Consider the following 17,739-nt stretch of genomic DNA (forward strand, 5'->3'; position numbering starts at 1 on the left):
TCTGTCCCGACCTCATCCGGTCGAGACGCGCGCCTCCTCGTCGGCTACGCCGGCATGCACGGCCTGCGGCCGCGGCAGGCCGAGATTCTCGCGCAAGGTGTCGCCCTGATACTCGCGCTGGAACAGGCCACGGCGTTGCAGCTCGGGCACGACGAGGCGCACGAAGTCCTGATAGGTGCCGGGCACATGGGTGGCCGCCACGACAAAGCCGTCGCAGCCGCCTTCGCAGAACCAGCGCTCCATCTGATCGGCGACCGCCTTGGGCGAGCCGACGAAGGTCGGCAGTTCGGCGAGCGTTCCCCTGCCGCTGAACTGCACGAAATCGCGCGGCGTCGGATTGGGCTTGCCGCAGAGATTCATCACGCGGTCGCGGATCGCCTGCAGCCCGCTGATCGAAGCCAGCTCATCCGACGTGAACGGCTCGTCCATCGGCTTGGCCGCGAAATCGTAGTTCAACACCTCCGACAACAGCGTCAGCGCATCGATCGGCTTGGCGAGCCGGTTGATCGCCGCGAACTTGTCCTCGGCCTCGGCCTGGGTCTCGGCGACGACTGGATAGACCGCCGGCGCGATGCTGATGTCCCTGCCCGTCTTGGCCAGCGTCCCCTTCAAGTCCGCATACTGCTTCTTCGCGATGTCGAGATTGGGATAGATCACGAAGATCAGTTCGCCCCAGCGCGCCGCGAAGGTCTTGCCGCGGCCGCTCTGGCCGGCCTGAATGATCACCGGATGGCCCTGCGGCGAGCGCGGCACCGTGAACGGGCCCCGCGAGCGGAAGAACTGGCCGTGATGGTCGAGCCGGTGCACCTTGGCCGGGTCGGCGAATAGCCCGCTCTCGCGGTCGAAGCTGACGGCGCCGTCCTCCCAGCTGTTCCAGTGGCCGAGCACGACCTCCATGAACTCGTCGGCCCGGTCGTAGCGCAGATCATGGCTGAGGTGCTGCGAGGCGCCGAAATTCGCCGCCTCGGAGTCGTTCAGCGAGGTCACCACGTTCCAGGCGGCGCGGCCGTTCAGCAGCAGGTCCATCGTCGCGAACACCCGCGCGACGTGGAACGGCTCGTAATAGGTGGTCGAATAGGTCACGCCGATGCCAAGCCGCTCGGTCGCCAATCCCATCGTGAGCGCAACCGAGACCGGATCGAGCTTCGCCGCGCGCACGCCGTGGCGGATGGTCTCGCGGAAATCGTCGCCGAAGCGATCGGGGATCGCGAGCCGGTCGTCGAAGAAGGCGAGATGGAACTTGCCGTGCTCCAGCGTGCGCCCGATCTCCTGGTAATAGTCGCGCGAGAACCAGTTCGGCTTCGAGTCGGGATGGCGCCAGGAGGCGGGATAGTTCGAGCAATTCTGGGCCTGCAGGAAGCCGATCAATTTCATCTGCCTGGTCATGGCGTGGTTCCTTCGTGGCCGCGGGAGAATTGGGGCATGTCAGATCACCCCGTCGCTGCGCAGCGCGGCGAGCGCCGCCGCGGTTGCGCCGGCAAGTGAGGTCAGGACTTCGTCGGTGTGCGCGCCGAGCGCGACGCCGGCATGCTTGAACTGCGGCGGCGTGCGCGACATTTTTGGGATCGCGCTCGGCACCGCAATCGGCCCGGCGCGCGAGGGCACCTCGGCGATGTTGCCGCGGGCGCGGTATTGCGGGTCGGCGAAGATGTCACTGATGCTGTAGATCGGCCCGCAGGGCACGTCGTAGCGCTCGCACTCGGCAAGCGCCGTCTCCAGCGGCTTGGAGCCGATCCAGTCGGCGACCATCCCGTTGACCTCCTCGCGCCGCGCCAGGCGGCCGGCCATGGCCGCATAGCGCGGGTCGGTCGCGAGTTCGGGGCGCTGCATCGCCTGCGCCAGGCGCTCGAACATCTTGTCGCTCGAACAGGCCAGCGCCACCCATTTTCCGTCGGCGGTCTGGTAATGGCTGTGCGGCACGACATTGACGGTGTCGGCACCGAGGCGTTCGCGGACGAAGCCGGTCTTGGCGAACACGGTCGCCATCTCGTCGAGCAGCCGAAACACCGATTCATAAAGCCCGATATCGACCACCTGCCCGTGTCCGGTGGCTTCGGCATGGCGCAGCGCCAGCAGCACGCCGAGCGCGCCCCATAGCCCGGAAATGTAATCGGCGAGCGAGGTCGATCCCGGCATCACGGGTTGGCGTCCCGCCTCGCCGGCAAGATAAGCGAGCCCGCTGAAGCCGTGCGCGATCCGGGCAAAGCCCGGCTTGTCGCGCAGCGGGCCGTCCTGCCCATAGGCGCTGATGCGTAGCATCACGAGTTTTGGGTTGATCTCGCGCAGCGCCTCGAAGCCGAGCCTCCATTTTTCCAGCGTGCCCGGCCGGAAGTTCTCCAGCACCACGTCGGATTGGCGGACCAGCTCGCGAAACAGCGCGGCACCTTGCTCGGTGCGCAGATCGAGCGTCACCGACTTCTTGTTGCGGGCCTCGCTGAGCCAGACATAGGTGTCGCCGCAGTCGCTCGGGGTGCCGAACCGGCGCAAGGGATCGCCTGTGCCCGGCTGCTCGATCTTGATCACCTCGGCGCCGAAATCGGACAGCACCGTCCCGCAGAACGGCGCCGCCACGAAGGTCGCGATGTCGAGCACGCGAATTCCGGAGAGCGGTGGCTCATGCGACATCCCGCACTCCTTGTCTGCCTGCCGCCTGAATTGCGTCATGGCGCTCGATGATCGCCTGCGCGCGCTTGAGCACCGCAAGATCGATCAGCACGCCGTCCTGCCCGAAGGCGCCGTCGCCGCCGGCGCTGGCGGACTGGATCTTGGCCGTGATCTCGCGCGCCCAGCCGATCTCGCGTGCGGTCGGCGAGAACACCTCGTTGGCGGTCTCGAGCTGCGAGGGATGGATCGCCCATTTGCCCTCGAAGCCAAGCGCGGCCGCCCGCGCCGCACTGGCGCGAAAGCCTGCGGCATCGCCGAAATTGGCATAGGGGCCGTCGATCGCACGCAGGCCGTGGGCGCGGCAGGCATTGGCGATGCGGGCGAGCGCGAAGTGCCACTGGTCGTTCCAGTGCATGCGGCGCGCGCCGCCCTCGACCGCATCGGTGAGCACGGCATAGCGCGGATCGGAGGCGCCGATGATCTCGCCGCAGGTACGCAGGTCGATCGAGTAATCGCCGATGCCGAAGATGACCGCTTCCAGCCGTTCCGACGCCTGCACGATGTCCTCGACATTGGCGAGCCCAAGCGTGGTCTCGATCAGGATCTCGATGCCCAGCGGCCTTGCGCGCGGGAACTCGCGCTCGAGCCCCGCCAGCAGCGCGTCGACGAAACGGACGTCGAACGCGGTGCCAACCTTCGGCACCATGACGAGGTCGAGGCGCGGCGCGCGGCTGACGATCTCGATGACGTCGCGATGCGCCCATTCGGTGTCGAGCCCGTTGATCCGCACCGCCAGCGTCTTGTTGCCCCAGTCGATCCGGTTCAGCGCCTCGATCGCGATCTCGCGCGCCTCGGGTTTTCGCGGCGGCGCAACCGCGTCCTCCAGATCGAGGAAAATGAAATCGGCCGCGCTACTCGCTGCGCGTTCGAAGAAATGGGTCGAGGTCGCGGGAACCGCGAGTTCGGAACGCTGGACGCGGCGCGTGCGCGGCTTGGTGACGGTGAAGGACATCGGAGCGTCTTTTCTGGAGCATCTTTTCTGCATCGCGCCGCAGGATCGTCTCCCACGGCCAACAACAATCATGCTAGATGTCCGACACTGATCTTTCTAACGAGATTATCTTAAGAACTGTTCAGTTCTCCGGGACAATCGTCTGCAGGGCAAAACGATGTCGCAGATCAATTTCAAGCTGCTGCACATGTTCATCGCGGTCGCGGAGAACAAGAGCTTTCGCCAGGCCTCCGAGCAGCTCAACCGCTCGCAATCCGCGGTCAGCATGCAGATCAAGCTGCTGGAGGATCAGGTCGGTGCCGCGCTGTTTCATCGCACGACGCGACGCGTCGAGCTGACCGCGGAGGGACTGCAACTGCTGACGCATGCGCGGCGCGCGCTCGGCGAATGGGAGAACGGCCTGCGCGAGATCCGTGAGGTCATCGACATCCAGCGCGGCACGCTGTCGCTGGCCTGCGTCCCGACCATTGCCGCGACCATCCTGCCGCAGGCGCTGCACGCCTTCCAGGCGAGCTATCCCGGCATCAACATCAATCTGCGCGAGCTTGCGGCCGAGGACATGCTGGACTGCCTGCGCCGGCGCGAGGCGGATTTCGGCATCGGGCCGGAGATGGACGGCTCGACCGAGTTTCAGTTCGCGCCGCTGTTCAACGACCCGATCTATGCGTTGGCGACAAGAGCGTTTCCGTTTCGCAAGCGCAGCGCGGTCGACCTCACCGAACTGTCCGCCTATCCGATCCTGCTGAACTCAAAATCGGCGGCGCTGCGCTCGATGCTGGAGCGTGCGCTCGCCACGCGCAATCTGCAAATGAAGATCAAGTTCGAGGTCGAACACAGCTATACGCTGGCCGCGTTGGCCGGCGCCGGCCTCGGCGTCGGCATCCTGCCGAAGGTCGCCTTGCCGCGGCCGGTCAGGAAGACGATGCAGGCGCTGCCGATTGTCAATCCTGTGCTGGAGCGCACGGTCTGCATCGTCTCGCTGCGCGGACAATCGTTCTCGCCGGCCGCCGGCGCGCTGACATCAGTGATTCACAAATTCCTCAAGCCGCGCCCTTAGGTCCGCCGGGCCAACCCGCAGAACGCGCCACCAAAATAGATTAGCGGCGTCTCCCCCTCACGCAGATGCATCGCGCGGACCGCGCCGACGAAGATCGAATGCGTGTCGTGCGCATGCTCGTCGATCAGCTCGCAGTCGAGCCCGATCAGCGCATCCTTAAGGATCGGCGCGCCCGCGGCCAGCGACAGCCAGCCGTCGGCGTCGGAAAAGCGATCGTCCCGCTCGATGCCGCGGCGGCCGGCGAACACGTTGGCCAGTTCGGCCTGGTCGGCGTGCAGCATGTTGACGCCGAACGCGGCGGTGCGCCGGATCAGGCCATGCGCGCTCGCCGAGAGGTTGACGCAGGCGATCAGCCGCGGCGGCGTGTCCGACAGCGAACAGACCGACGTCGCCGTCATCCCCGTTCTGTCGCCCGGGCCGCCCGCCGACAGGATCGTCACCGCACCGGCGTGGTGGCGCATCGCCGCGCGATAGGACGCGGGGTCGACGCTCCCGTGAGCCGGAGCGGCGGCGGTCCGTGAGGCGGTCGAAAGCAGGCTGGTCGGTGCATTCATCTGGCTGTTCCGGGCGAGAGGCGACGGTTTTGAATCGTATAGGCCAGCCGGATCGATCGCAGAAACGCAAATATCTAACCAGTTGTTCAGATCATCCGATCAATGCCGGGCGTGTGCAGGCCGGCGAGCCGCGGCAGCGCCTGATCGAATGCCGCGCGATGCACGCGCGCGGCAACATCCATGTCGGCCAGCACGAGCCGCCTAATACTCAATCCCGAACTCGTCATAGAGACGGCGGAACACGGCGGGCAGCACTTCGGTGAGATCTTCCGCGATCAGGCCGGGGCCCGCCTCGCTCGCGCTCTCGCCGTGCATCCAGACGCCGATGCTGGCCGCCTCGAAGGCCGCGACGCCCTGGGCCAGGAAACCCGCGATGATGCCCGACAGCACGTCGCCGGCGCCGGCGGTGGCGAGCCACGGCGGCGCGTTGGCGGCGACAGTGGCGCGGCCGTCGGGAGACGCGATCACCGTGTCGGCGCCTTTCAGCAGCACCACCGCGCCGGAGCGCTCGGCCGCCGCGCGCACGCGCTCGAGCTTGGAGCGGCCGGGATGCTTGTTGGAAATATCGCTGAACAGCCGCGGAAACTCGCCCTCATGCGGCGTCAGCACCACCTGCTGACCGGCGCTTGACTTGATCGCCTCGAACAGCCGGTCCGGCGCGCCGGCAAAGCTGGTCAGTGCATCGGCGTCGAGCACCAGATGCCGCTGCGCCGACAGCGCGGTGTGGACGAAGTCACGGGTCCGCGCGCTGACCCCAGCGCCAGGACCGATCACGCAGGCATTGAGGCGCTTGTCGCCAAGCAACTCGGCGAACTGGATCGGGTTGTCGACCGCGCGCACCATCACCGCGGTCAGCGCCGCAGCGTTGACGGCAAGCGCGTCGCGCGGCGAGGCCAGCGTCACGAGGCCGGCGCCGGCGCGCAGCGCGGCGCGCGCGGCGAGCCGTGCCGCCCCGGTCGAGGCGAGATCGCCCGACACCACGACGGCGTGCCCCCGCGCGTATTTGTGGCCGTCGATCCGCGGTACCGGAAACGACCATCGCCAGGCCTCCGGCGCATTCTCCGCGGTCAGCGGCTTGATCTCGTCGAGCACCTGCGCGGCGATACCGATGTCGGCGACGCGCACCCGGCCGCAATACATCCGGCCCGGCAGCAACAGATGCGCGGGCTTCTTGCGGAAGAAGGTGACGGTCTCGGTGGCCTGCACGGCCGTGCCCATCACCGCGCCCGATGTGCCGTTGATGCCGCTCGGCAGGTCGACCGCCAGCACCGGCGTACCGTTGGCATTGATCGCCGCGATCATCTCCAGCGGATCGCCCTTTACCGGCCGGTTGAGGCCGGCACCGAACAGCGCGTCGACGATCAGCGCCGGCTTGCCGAGCGCCTGCGGGTTGAACGGCAGCACCGGATATTTCCAGCCCTTCGCCGCCAGCGCCGCGTCGCCCTGCAGGCTGTCGCGCTCGCAGAGCAGGATCACCGAGACCTCGCGGCCGCGCGCGGCAAGCTCGGCGGCAGCGACAAAGCCGTCGCCGCCATTGTTGCCGCGGCCGGCGACCACCACGATCGGCCCCTCCTCGACCAGGTCCATCGCGGCTTCCGCGACGGCCTGGCCCGCGCTCATCATCAGCGCAAAGCCCGGCGTTCCGGCTGCGATGGTCAGCCGGTCAGCGCGCTCCATCTCGGTCGTGGTCAGAACGTCCATGCCGAATCCTCAATCGCTTCGCCTTTTCGAGAGGCAATTCCTGTGACGTTCGTGGGGTTTCTACTGGCCGACTGCATACGGATTGATCTATTTGCCTATTTGTTAGGCTTGGATATCATAGCCCATGTGGTTCGATATCAGCCGATTGCCTGTTAAAAGGCTGATAACATTCTGAAATCGGGGACCTTAACAACTTGGCATAGACCCTGCTTTTGAGGAAGCCGCGCGCAAGGCCGCTTCATGCGACCATTGCGCGTGTTTCCGGCCACCGGCCGGAAGCCTTAAGACCAACCAGACTGCGCCCCACGCGCATCGAACTCGACCCTGCAATCTGCAATGCCCGGGAGGCGCTCAGTGAAGAAGATTGAAGCCATCATCAAGCCCTTCAAGCTCGACGAGGTGAAAGAAGCGCTCCAGGAAGTCGGACTGCAAGGCATCACCGTCACCGAGGCCAAGGGATTTGGCCGCCAGAAGGGCCATGCCGAACTCTATCGCGGTGCGGAATACATCGTCGACTTCCTGCCCAAGGTGAAGATCGAGATCGTGATCGGCGACGACCTGGTCGAGAAGGCGATCGACGCGATCCGCCGCGCGGCGCAGACTGGCCGGATCGGCGACGGCAAGATTTTCGTCTCCAACATCGAGGAAGCCATCCGCATCCGGACCGGCGAATCCGGGCTGGACGCTATTTAAGGGCGGTGCTATCCGGATTTTCTGACGGCAAAAGAGAAAAAAGGCTGCTTCGGCAGCCTGATTTCGTTTGTGTAGTCACACGAACTCGCCAAAAGCGGGAATAACGTCGCTCTCCGCTGGAAACCGACCCGCACATCCATAAGGGGTATTCATGAAGACCGCCAAAGACGTCCTGAAATCGATCAAGGACAACGACGTCAAATACGTCGACCTGCGCTTCACCGATCCGCGCGGCAAGTGGCAGCACGTCACCTTCGACGTCAGCATGATCGACGATGACATCTTCGCCGAGGGAACGATGTTCGACGGCTCGTCGATCGCCGGCTGGAAGGCGATCAATGAATCCGACATGTGCCTGATGCCCGACCCGGTCACCGCGACGATCGACCCGTTCTTCGCCGAGACCACCATGGTCATCACGTGCGACGTGCTCGAGCCGACCACCGGCGAGCCCTACAACCGCGACCCCCGCGGCATCGCCAAGAAGGCCGAAGCGATGGTGAAGTCGATGGGCGTGGGCGACACCGTGTTCGTCGGCCCCGAGGCCGAGTTCTTCGTGTTCGACGACGTGCGCTATTCGGCCGAACCATACAACACCGGCTTCCGCCTCGACTCCTCCGAGCTGCCGATCAACTCGGCGACCGAATATGAGGGCGGCAACCTCGGCCACCGCATCCGCACCAAGGCCGGCTACTTCCCCGTGCCGCCACAGGACTCGGTGCAGGACATGCGCTCGGAGATGCTCGGCGCGATGGCCAAGATGGGCGTCAAGGTCGAGAAGCACCACCATGAAGTCGCTTCGGCCCAGCACGAGCTCGGCATGAAGTTCGACACCCTGACGCTGATGGCCGACCATATGCAGATCTACAAGTACTGCATCCACCAGGTCGCCCACATCTACGGCAAAACCGCCACCTTCATGCCGAAGCCGGTCTACGGCGACAACGGCTCGGGCATGCATGTGCATCAGTCCATCTGGAAGGACGGCAAGCCGACCTTCGCCGGCAACAAATACGCCGACCTGTCGGAGACCTGCCTGCACTACATCGGTGGCGTCATCAAGCACGCCAAGGCGATCAACGCCTTCACCAACCCGTCGACCAACTCCTACAAACGTCTGGTGCCGGGCTATGAAGCCCCCGTGCTGCTCGCCTACTCGGCGCGCAACCGCTCGGCGGCCTGCCGCATCCCCTACACCGCGAACCCGAAGGCCAAGCGCGTCGAGGTGCGTTTCCCGGACCCGATGGCCAACCCCTATCTCGGCTTCGCCGCGATGCTGATGGCCGGTCTTGACGGCATCAAGAACAAGATCGATCCGGGTCCGGCGATGGACAAGGACCTCTACGATCTGCCGAAGGAAGAGCTGAAGCAGATCCCGACCGTCTGCGGCTCGCTCCGCGAGGCGCTCGAGAGCCTCGACAAGGACCGCGCGTTCCTCAAGAACGGCGGCGTGTTCGACGACGACTTCATCGACGCCTATATCGAGCTGAAGATGACCGAGGTCGCGCGTTTCGAAATGACCCCGCACCCGGTGGAATTCGAGATGTACTACTCGCTGTAAATCTTACGGCACCGACGACAAGCGAAGGGCGCTTCCACCGGAAGCGCCTTTTGTTTTTGGGTGAGAACGGTGCGTAGGATGGGTAGAGCGAAGCGAAACCCATCGCACCGGTGCAAGCCTTGAGATGATGGGTTTCGCTTCGCTCTACCCATCCTACGAAGGGCGGTTACACCTTCGCCTTGGCGAGCCGCCGTCCGCCGGCGTCGAGCGCGCCGAAGGTACCGGCGATCATGTCGGGCGTCGGGATCATGCCGCCGAGCGACCAGCTCGCCGGCTCACCCTCCTCGATCTTGACCCAGACGTTGCGGCGGAAGTCCGGGTTGCCCTGCCCCTCGATCTCGACCATGAGGTCGGTGACGCGCTCCAGCAGCGCCTGCTTCTGCGCGACATCGAAGATGCCGCGGACGGTGGAAATGGTGACGTAAGGCATGGTCTCTCTCCATTGCTGAGGGTGTGACAACGCAGCGAAGATGGACCGGCACGGCACAATCAGGCAGTGGCCGATCGGACAGAGATCGGGCAATATCTGCCACCGCCCGATTGCGCTGATCGGCTAGCATGACGGCAAATTCCGGAGGTCCCATGAAGCTTGCGATCCTCGCGCTGGAAGGCTGCATGCAATCGGCGGTCGCCGGCATCGCCGACATCCTCACCCTCGCCAACCACGTGATGCAGCTGCGCGGCGGCAAGGCGCGCTTCAGCTGGCAGACGCTCTCGCTCGACGGCAAGGCGGTGCGCGCCGGCGGCGGCAAGTTGCTCGCCGTCGATGGTGCGGTGGGCAGGCGGACGGCGTGCGACGCGATCATCGTGCCGGGCAGCCTGGTCGATCATCTCACCGCCGAGCGCCTGCAACCGCAATATGACCGTGCTGGCGCCTGGCTGCGCCGGCAGCATGCCAGCGGCCGGCTGATCGGTGCATTCTGCAGCGGCGTGCTGCTGCTCGCCAATGCCGGCCTGCTCGACGGCCGCCGCGCCACCATCACGTGGTGGCTGCAGAGCGAGCTGCGCCGCCGCCATCCCAAGGTCGATCTCGCCGGTGATGCCGTGATCACGCAGGCCGATCGCCTGGTCTGCGCCGCCGGCCCGATGTCGTGGGTCGATCTGTTGCTGCGGCTGATCGAGCTTGTCGAAGGCGCGGAGGTCGCAAAAATTTGCGCCGACTATGCGGTGATCGACACCGCGCAGCGCACCCAGGCGATCTTCATGCCGCTCGGCTACATGCTCGGCCAGGATCCGCTGCTGATCAAGGCGGACATGCTGGTGCGCCGCACCGGCAAGGCCCCGATCACGGTGCGCGGCCTCGCACACGCGCTCGGCCTCAGCGAACGCACCCTGAACCGCCGCTTCCGCGAACTGACCCACGAGCCGCCGCAGGCCTTCATCATGCGCCGCCGCGTCGAGCACGCCCGCACGCTATTGGAGACCACGGCGCAGCCGATCAAGGCGATCGCCCGCGCCACCGGCTATGAGGACGAGAGCAGCTTTCGAAAAGCCTTCCGCAAGCTCACGCTCACCTCACCCCAGGCCTACCGCGTGCAGCGATCGATGCGCGCGGCCTGATCGCGGGAAGCCCCGGAAGACTACGGTCAGCAACGCTGACGAACCTGATGACGTGATGCGAACCGCACACAAGGTTGTGTTTCCGGGATCGACAACGCCTGGGCTCGGGTGTTCACTGCCTGCAAGGACCCGAAAGCGGCCTCCGATAAAACACGCAATCATTTTCTGCATGGGGAGAAACGAGATGTCTTTCGTCGCTCGACGAATGGCGGCGCTTTCGACCGCCATCATCATTTTCGCTGTCTGTGCTGGCAGCGCATTGGCACAGAAGAAATACGACATCGGCGCAACCGATACTGAAATCAAGATCGGCAACATCATGCCGTATAGCGGGCCCGCATCCGCCTACGGCACCAGCGGCCGGGCCCAGGCGGCCTATTTCCGCAAGATCAACGCCGAGGGCGGCATCAATGGCCGCAAGATCAACTTCATCTCCTACGACGACAGCTACAGTCCGCCGAAGACGGTCGAGCAGGCGCGCAAGCTGGTCGAAGGCGACGAGGTCTTGCTGATCTTCGCCTCTCTCGGCACGGCATCCAACGGCGCGATTCAGAAATACATGAACGTGAAGAAGGTACCGCAGCTGTTCATTCAGACCGGTGCCACCAAGTGGAACGATCCGCAAAGCTTCCCATGGACCATGGGCTGGCAGCCCAGTTATCAGAGCGAGGGACGGATCTACGCCAAGCACATATTGAAGGAAAAGCCGAACGGCAGAATCGCGGTCCTCTACCAGAACGACGATTATGGAAAGGACTATCTCAAGGGCCTGAAGGACGGCCTCGGCGACAAGGCTGCGTCGATGATCGTGATCGAGGATGCCTATGAGGTGGCCGAGCCGACCATCGACACGCACATCGTCAAGATGAAATCGATGAATGCCGATGTATTCGTCGACATCGCCACACCGAAATTCGCGGCGCAGGCCATCAAGAAGGCGGCCGAGATCGGCTGGAAACCGCTGCACATCCTCAACTCGGTAGGTTCCTCGCTCGGCGCCGTGATCCAGCCTGCCGGCTTCGAGAACGCACAAGGCATCATCTCGGTGGCCTACCTGATGGATCCGCTCGATCCGCAATGGAAGGACGATCCCGGCATGAAGGCGTTCGACGAATATCTCTCCAAATATTTCCCCGAAGGCAATCGGGCCGACAGCCTGATTATGACAGGGTACAATGCGGCTCAGACGCTGGTTCAGGTGCTTAAGCAGTGCGGCGACGATCTCACGCGCGCCAACGTCATGAAGCAGGCCGCCAACCTGAAGGCCTTCCGCACCACCAACCTGCTGCCCGGCATCACAATGAACACCAGCACGATCGATTTCGCGCCGATCAAGCAGATGCAGCTCAGACGACTCAAGGGCGAGCGATGGGAGCTGTTCGGGCCGATGCTCAGCGCGGAAGTGGGAGGTTAGCCGACCGCAGCCCCTCACTGCGCCGCCCGGCGGTCCGAGCGTTATCCGCGTCATTGCGAGGAGCTCGCGACAAAATTGCAAAGCAATTTTGCGCTGAAGCGACGAAGCAATCCATCTCTCCGCGTATCCGGAAAGATGGATTGCTTCGCTTCGCTCGCAATGACGCTAGTAGCCTTGGATCTGTAGGATGGGTAGAGCGCAGCGAAACCCATCATCTCGCCCCCTGCACAAGCGATGGGTTTCGCTTCGCTCTACCCATCCTACGGAGCTTGACCTACACCCGGAACAGCTTCGCGTACCTCGCCTTGATCTCCTCCGACTGCACCTGCACCTGGGCCGGATCGGCCTTGAGCATTTTCAGTTTGTCGAGCGGCGCGTGACCGGCCTTCTCCTTCACCTTGGCGTGGAACGAGCGGTGCGCGAATTCGTCAGCCAACATCTGCTGGGTCTCGGCGCTGAAAAAATAGCTCTGGAACAGCCGCGCCGCATTCGGGTTCGGCGCGTTCTTGAAGATGCCGCTCGGGACGATGATCAGCGGCGCGCCCTCGGCGGGATAGACCACCTCGACCGGCTTGCCCTGATCCTTGGCCAGCACGAGGTTATAGTCGTTGCCGTCGGCCATCACCGCACGCTCGCCGAGCAGGATCTTCTTCGGCGGATCGGCCGCCGACTGCACCTGCATCACGCGCTGTTGCGAAAGCTTCTCCAAATACGGCCAGCCGAGGTCGCGCGCCAGCACGAAGGTCGCGGTCATGATCGCGCCGGAATAGCTCGGGTGGCCCTTGACGATCTTGCCGCGCCACTTGGGATCGAGCAGGTCGGCGTAGCTCTTCGGCGCCTCCTCGCGCTTCACCTGCTCGGTGTTGTAGCCGATTACCTCGAACCAGGCGCAGGATGTCGCCGAGGTGCCGTCGGGATCGATCTGGTCGGCCGGAAAATGCCTGGCGACGTCCTCCGGCACATAGGCCGCGAGCCAGTCGTTCTTCTTCCAGTCGAGGTAATGCGCGGGATCTGTGGAATTGGCGACGTCGACGGCGTTGATGCCGCTGCCCTGCTCCTGTGCGATGCGCTGGAAGATACGCTCCGCGCCCGAGCGCTCGACGCGGACGCTGATCCCGGGATATTTCTGCTCGAAGTCACGCGCGAGACGCTCGGCCGTGTTCAGCTCCAGCGCGCTGTAGAACGAGATCTTGCCTTCCTTCTTGGCGGCTGCGATCAGCTCCGGCGTCACGGCTTCCGCCGGCGGCGCCGCCGCGTGCAGCGGCTCCGCGAATACCATGCCGGCGGCGGTGGCCGCCGTCACCTTGAGCCAGTCGCGCCTCGACCATTTGCGGTCCTGCATTCCATACTCCCTGAAATCGGGCCGTTGACCGGCCGCGCCTTTGTCGCGGGAGCTTAGCGCGTAGGATGGGTAGAGCGAAGCGAAACCCATCAAATAGCGGCCGCATCAGGGATGATGGGTTTCGCGCAGTTTATCATCGGGCCGCGCTTGCGGACCCGTTGGCATCCAGGTCACGCCGCGGCTACGTCTTCGCGGGCGGATTCTCGCGCAGGAAGCGTTCGAGATCGGGCTGCACGGAATAAGGCTGCGGAACCGGATCGCCCTGAAAGTCGACCTGAAGATCAAGGCAGCGCCGCAGCATCCGCGCCAGCTCGCCGCGCCGATAGGGCTTGGTCAGCAGCGGAATGCCGTGGCCGCCACGCCCCTGCTGCGCGGGCAGCACGCCGTCACTGTAGCCCGAGGTGAACAGCACCCGCAGTGCCGGGCGCCCGGCCATCAGCGTCTCCGCCAATTGCCGGCCGTTCATGCTGCCGGGCATCACGATATCGGTGAACAGAAGGTCGAACGCGGTGCCGCGTTTGACGATCTCGAGCGCGGCGTCCGCGTTCGCCGCAACCAGAACGTGGTAGCCGAGGCTTTCGAGCTGGCCCGTGACATAGTCCCGGATCGTAGGATCGTCCTCGACGCACAGGATCGTCTCGTCGCCGCCCCTGACGGGCAGATCGTCCTCCTCCGCCGCGCGCTGTGCGGTGCCGTCGGCCTTCGGCAGATAGATCCTGAAGATGGTGCCGCGCCCCTGCTCGCTCTTGACCTCGATACCGCCGCCGCTTTGCTTGACGAAGCCGAACACCATGCTGAGCCCAAGCCCGGCGCCCTGCCCGACCTCCTTGGTGGAAAAGAACGGATCGAAGATCTTCTCTAGATGCGTCGGCGAAATGCCGGTGCCGGTATCGGTCACCTCGATCACGAGATGATCGCCGGCGCGCTCGACGCCGCACGCCACGGCGTCGGGAATCCCGAGCTGGATGTTGCGGGTCGCAAAGCTCAGCATGCCGCCGTCGGGCATGGCATCGCGCGCATTGATGGCGAGATTGACCAGCGCGGCACCAAGCTGGCTGCGGTCGACGAAGGCGAGCCAGGCGTTGCGGCCGAGCTCCGTCCTGATCTCGGTCTGCGAGCCGAGCGTCTGCGACAGCAGCCGGACCACCTCGCCGACCAGGTCGTTGACGTCGGTCTCGCCGGGCTGCAGCGGTTGCTTGCGCGCGAATGCCAGGAGGCTCGAGGTGAGCTGCGCGCCGCGATCGGCGGCATCGCTGATCAGCTTGGCGATCGCGGCGAGTTGCGGGTTGTCCTTGACGCCGTCGGCAAGGATCTCGATCGTGCCGGTGATCACGGTCAGCATGTTGTTGAAGTCGTGCGCGATGCCGCCGGTCAGCCGCCCCAGCGATTCCGACTTCTGGGCCTGGATCAACTGCTCCTCGGCGATCCGGCGCTGGCTGACGTCCCTGACAAAGGAATTGATGATCCAGCCGTCACCGCGGCGCAGCGCGTTGAGGGACACCTCGACATAGAACCGGTGACCGTCGCGGTGCAGGCACGCCGTTTCAAAGCGCATGCCCATGCCGCCGGCCGCGGTCTCCTGCAGGAAGCGGGTGATCCGCTGCCGGTGCGCGAGGCGCAGCTCCTCCGGAAACACCAGTTCGACCACCCGATAACCGACCGCCTCGGAGCGCGTCCAGCCGGTCAGCGCCTCGGCCTGCGGGCTCCAGTCGAGAATGACGCCGTCCTGGTCGGTCTGGACGAAGGCGTCGAGCGCGGTCCTGACGATGGCCTGCGCCATCTGCTCGCTTTCGACCAGCGCCTGGTGTGCCCGCCGCTGCGCGGTGACGTCATGCAGTACGGCGACCGCGCCCCGCAGATTGCCGGTATCGTCGCGCAGCGGCCGCGCGTTGACGACAAGGAAGACGGCCGGTTGCGGCGGTTGCGGTTTGACGATCAGCTCGAAATCGTCGACGTCATCGCCGCGCAGCGCACGCGCCATCGGCGTGTCCGGGATCGGCATCACGGTGGTGCCGTCGGCATAATAGTTCTGGAAGGTGCGAACGCCGGTCAGGGTATCAAAACCGGGTTCGACACTGTACAGCCGTCGCGCCGCGGCGTTGACGATCACGATCATCCCGTGCTCGTCGGCGACCACCACCGGATCGCGGATGCTCTCGACGGTCTTCTCCAGCAGGTGCTGCCTGCTGCCCAGCTGCGCCGACAATTCGGCAAGCGTCGCCGCGAGCTGAGCGGTCTCGCCGTCATCGCTTGAGCCGAGCGAGACCTGCTGGCCGCGCGACAGCGCCTCCGCCGCCCGCACCAGCTGGGCGGGCGTCCTGGACAGCGATCTCGCAATCACCTCAGCCGTCATCAATACCACCGCAACCGCGCCACCCGCGAGCAGAACGCCCGGCCAGGTCACGCCATGGATGAAGCCCAGCGCGAGCAGGAGCGCGGCGACGGGAAACAACATCCCCATCGCCAGACGGCCCGACAAATTCATCCCGACCAACCCCTCGTGTCGGCTGCACCCGAAAATGGAAAAGGAAAAGCAGTATTCGGAAAGGGGCGTCGGCGCCGGAGCAAATATCCCTGTTGCTTAGCCGAGTCCGGCGCCGCAATCCGCCACTTTCGTATCCGTATTAGTACGGAGGGAGGCCGATTCCGGCGCACGCGCAATACCGGAAGTATAGCTGCGACCTGTCGACCAGCGGTACATCTCGCCGGCAGCACAACTCAATATACCGAGAATTTGCAGGAGGGCCCCGGAGTACATGTTTGGCGCCGTGGTCAGCCGTCGGCCGAACGCGCCAGGCGGGATGCCGACATGGTCGCTCGCCAAACATGGAACACTCCCGCGTTTCAGGGTCCAGCCCAGCCCTCGCCGGCGCTTGGCGACGCTCTCAACGCCGACTTACGACACCTCGAAGTAACGTGCCTCGGCTGCGAGACGCATCGTGAGGCGGCCGAACAGGACCTCGATCCACGAGCTCGAGCGCCCCGTGGCAAGCGGTGTTCCCGATTGCGGACGAACAATATCTCGGCCAAAATCGTCGGGACAGTTCAGGAAGGATGAGCTTACAAAAAGAGAGACGATGTGACGTGCAGGCCGCATCCTCATCCCTCGTAGGCTTAAGCTGCAAATACCGATCTGGGTCCCGTTGAATGTTAGCGCGCCGAAGAGCGGATCTGCTCTCAAGGCGGGTGACCTTGCATTTGCTACGGAGCACAAAATGGATTCCATGCTGAATGACAGGGTCGCGGAAGGGCGGCTCGTGAGCTTGGAAGAGCAGCTTTCGAACCTCGCGCGCGAAGCAGGAGTCAGCCCTTCCGGCCCGCCGACCGGCAAGAAAGCGTTTCACGCGCCGCTAGAAGCGGTTCATCGATTGGCGGATTGGCGCCACCTGGCCATTGTCGGTTCCGTGCTGGCAGCATGCATTGGTGGCGCTGCTTGGTGGTGGTCGTCACCCAGCGATACGGCGATGGCGGCCTCCCCTGGCCACTCCTCACCTCCTGCGCAAACCCCGCCGAAGGACGCCGCGCCGAAAGACGTTGCGCCGACTGCCGCCGCACTTTCTTCCGACTTGGCGCAGCAGCTTCAACCGATGGCGCGCGATCTCGCTGCCTTGAGGCAAGCGGTCGAACAGCTTGAGGTGAGGCAAGAACAATTGGTCCGCGACCATAAAAATGTCGCAAGCCAACTCGAGGCGAGCCAAGCAGAAATGGCACGCAGCAAAGATATCATCGACCAGATCAAGGCGACCCAGGATCAGATGGCTCGCGAAAGCGAGACGGTCACCGAGCGGCTCAACGCAAGCCAGGACCAGCTGGCCGGTGTCATTGCCAACGCCGCAGAGCCGAAGGTGAGCCCCGAACAGCCAAAGGTAAGCCCCGAACAGCCAACGGTAGCCCCGGAAATACCACTGCCGCGTCCGCGGCCGTCGACCGATGTTGCCCAGGCGCGCAAACCGGCGCCAACCCCGACGCGGCCGCACGCCACCAGCAAACCGCAACCGCCGGCATGGCCATGGTCAGTGCGCTAATGCCGTGACGTGCTGCTTCCTGCGTGCCGTCGACGCGGCAACGGCCGATACCTGCACTTTGCGATCAATGAAGCAACACGAAGAGGCCGCTGGCGCTGGTCAGCGGCCTCTTGAACCTGATCTTAAATGAACGTCTTGGTGGTAAAATCTTTGCCTCAGGTCCGCCGTTATTAGACTGGGAATTTGCCACACAGTGAAGCCCCAACAGGTACGATG

At 64.6% G+C, this 17,739-nt stretch carries 15 protein-coding genes; 6 read left to right on the top strand and 9 right to left on the bottom strand.

Annotation, left to right across the window (positions count from 1 at the left end):
- Positions 1-12: 12 nt before the first annotated feature.
- The 3 genes from ACVW1B_RS15055 to ACVW1B_RS15065 are packed head-to-tail and all read right to left on the bottom strand — an operon-like array spanning position 13 to position 3,616.
- On the bottom strand, positions 13-1,386 hold the full coding sequence (locus ACVW1B_RS15055) for an LLM class flavin-dependent oxidoreductase (protein ID WP_253608441.1): 1,374 nt from the start codon (positions 1,384-1,386) through the stop codon (positions 13-15).
- 39 nt (positions 1,387-1,425) lie between these two features.
- Positions 1,426-2,625 (bottom strand): CaiB/BaiF CoA transferase family protein, encoded by a 1,200-nt coding sequence (locus tag ACVW1B_RS15060; RefSeq protein WP_456780443.1) that lies wholly within the window; start codon positions 2,623-2,625, stop codon positions 1,426-1,428.
- Positions 2,615-3,616 carry an HpcH/HpaI aldolase/citrate lyase family protein gene (locus ACVW1B_RS15065; protein WP_253608439.1) on the bottom strand — a complete coding sequence of 334 codons (1,002 nt, stop codon included), beginning with the start codon at positions 3,614-3,616 and terminating at the stop codon, positions 2,615-2,617. The genes ACVW1B_RS15060 and ACVW1B_RS15065 overlap by 11 nt, the downstream gene beginning before the upstream one ends.
- Positions 3,617-3,773: 157 nt before the next feature.
- Here ACVW1B_RS15065 and ACVW1B_RS15070 point away from each other — a divergent pair, with 157 nt between their 5' ends.
- Positions 3,774-4,673: a LysR family transcriptional regulator gene (locus tag ACVW1B_RS15070; protein WP_253608438.1), complete on the top strand. Its 900-nt coding sequence runs from the start codon at positions 3,774-3,776 to the stop codon at positions 4,671-4,673.
- Here ACVW1B_RS15070 and ACVW1B_RS15075 read toward each other — a convergent pair.
- The 3 genes from ACVW1B_RS15075 to ACVW1B_RS15085 all read right to left on the bottom strand — a co-directional run bounded on the left by ACVW1B_RS15075 (position 4,670) and on the right by ACVW1B_RS15085 (position 6,928).
- Entirely contained in the window at positions 4,670-5,227 is a 558-nt protein-coding gene (locus tag ACVW1B_RS15075) for a flavin reductase family protein (RefSeq protein WP_253608437.1), read from the bottom strand. The two genes, ACVW1B_RS15070 and ACVW1B_RS15075, sit on opposite strands and share 4 nt — an antisense overlap.
- Before the next feature lie 86 nt (positions 5,228-5,313).
- Positions 5,314-5,439: a hypothetical protein gene (locus tag ACVW1B_RS15080; RefSeq protein WP_309145028.1), complete on the bottom strand. Its 126-nt coding sequence runs from the start codon at positions 5,437-5,439 to the stop codon at positions 5,314-5,316.
- Positions 5,429-6,928, bottom strand: coding sequence for an NAD(P)H-hydrate dehydratase (locus ACVW1B_RS15085; protein ID WP_253608436.1), 1,500 nt, complete (start codon positions 6,926-6,928; stop codon positions 5,429-5,431). Before ACVW1B_RS15085 ends, ACVW1B_RS15080 begins: the two co-directional genes overlap by 11 nt.
- A gap of 354 nt (positions 6,929-7,282) precedes the next feature.
- On the opposite strand from ACVW1B_RS15085, the gene ACVW1B_RS15090 reads away from it, so the two are divergent.
- Together ACVW1B_RS15090 and glnA are read left to right on the top strand one after the other, a co-directional pair.
- Positions 7,283-7,621: a P-II family nitrogen regulator gene (locus ACVW1B_RS15090; protein WP_011441447.1), complete on the top strand. Its 339-nt coding sequence runs from the start codon at positions 7,283-7,285 to the stop codon at positions 7,619-7,621.
- A 151-nt stretch (positions 7,622-7,772) separates the two neighbouring features.
- Positions 7,773-9,182: a type I glutamate--ammonia ligase gene (gene glnA / locus ACVW1B_RS15095; RefSeq protein WP_028333940.1), complete on the top strand. Its 1,410-nt coding sequence runs from the start codon at positions 7,773-7,775 to the stop codon at positions 9,180-9,182.
- A gap of 166 nt (positions 9,183-9,348) precedes the next feature.
- On the opposite strand, the gene ACVW1B_RS15100 is transcribed toward glnA, so the two are convergent.
- Positions 9,349-9,612, bottom strand: coding sequence for a tautomerase family protein (locus ACVW1B_RS15100; RefSeq protein WP_225158964.1), 264 nt, complete (start codon positions 9,610-9,612; stop codon positions 9,349-9,351).
- Between the two features lie 152 nt (positions 9,613-9,764).
- On the opposite strand from ACVW1B_RS15100, the gene ACVW1B_RS15105 reads away from it, so the two are divergent.
- Positions 9,765-10,742, top strand: coding sequence for a GlxA family transcriptional regulator (locus ACVW1B_RS15105; protein ID WP_456821731.1), 978 nt, complete (start codon positions 9,765-9,767; stop codon positions 10,740-10,742).
- Positions 10,743-10,926: 184 nt separating this feature from the next.
- Positions 10,927-12,156, top strand: coding sequence for an ABC transporter substrate-binding protein (locus tag ACVW1B_RS15110; RefSeq protein ID WP_456821732.1), 1,230 nt, complete (start codon positions 10,927-10,929; stop codon positions 12,154-12,156).
- 274 nt (positions 12,157-12,430) lie between these two features.
- Here the strand turns inward: ACVW1B_RS15110 and ACVW1B_RS15115 are convergent, their stop codons facing one another.
- Both ACVW1B_RS15115 and ACVW1B_RS15120 read right to left on the bottom strand, forming a co-directional pair.
- Positions 12,431-13,498, bottom strand: coding sequence for an ABC transporter substrate-binding protein (locus tag ACVW1B_RS15115; protein ID WP_456821733.1), 1,068 nt, complete (start codon positions 13,496-13,498; stop codon positions 12,431-12,433).
- A 181-nt stretch (positions 13,499-13,679) separates the two neighbouring features.
- Complete coding sequence (locus ACVW1B_RS15120; protein ID WP_253636033.1) at positions 13,680-15,953, bottom strand: PAS domain S-box protein; 2,274 nt, start codon at positions 15,951-15,953, stop codon at positions 13,680-13,682.
- A gap of 760 nt (positions 15,954-16,713) precedes the next feature.
- On the opposite strand from ACVW1B_RS15120, the gene ACVW1B_RS15125 reads away from it, so the two are divergent.
- Positions 16,714-17,523 (top strand): hypothetical protein, encoded by an 810-nt coding sequence (locus ACVW1B_RS15125; protein WP_456821734.1) that lies wholly within the window; start codon positions 16,714-16,716, stop codon positions 17,521-17,523.
- Positions 17,524-17,739 lie beyond the last annotated feature (216 nt).

This window comes from Bradyrhizobium sp. USDA 4502, assembly GCF_054063355.1.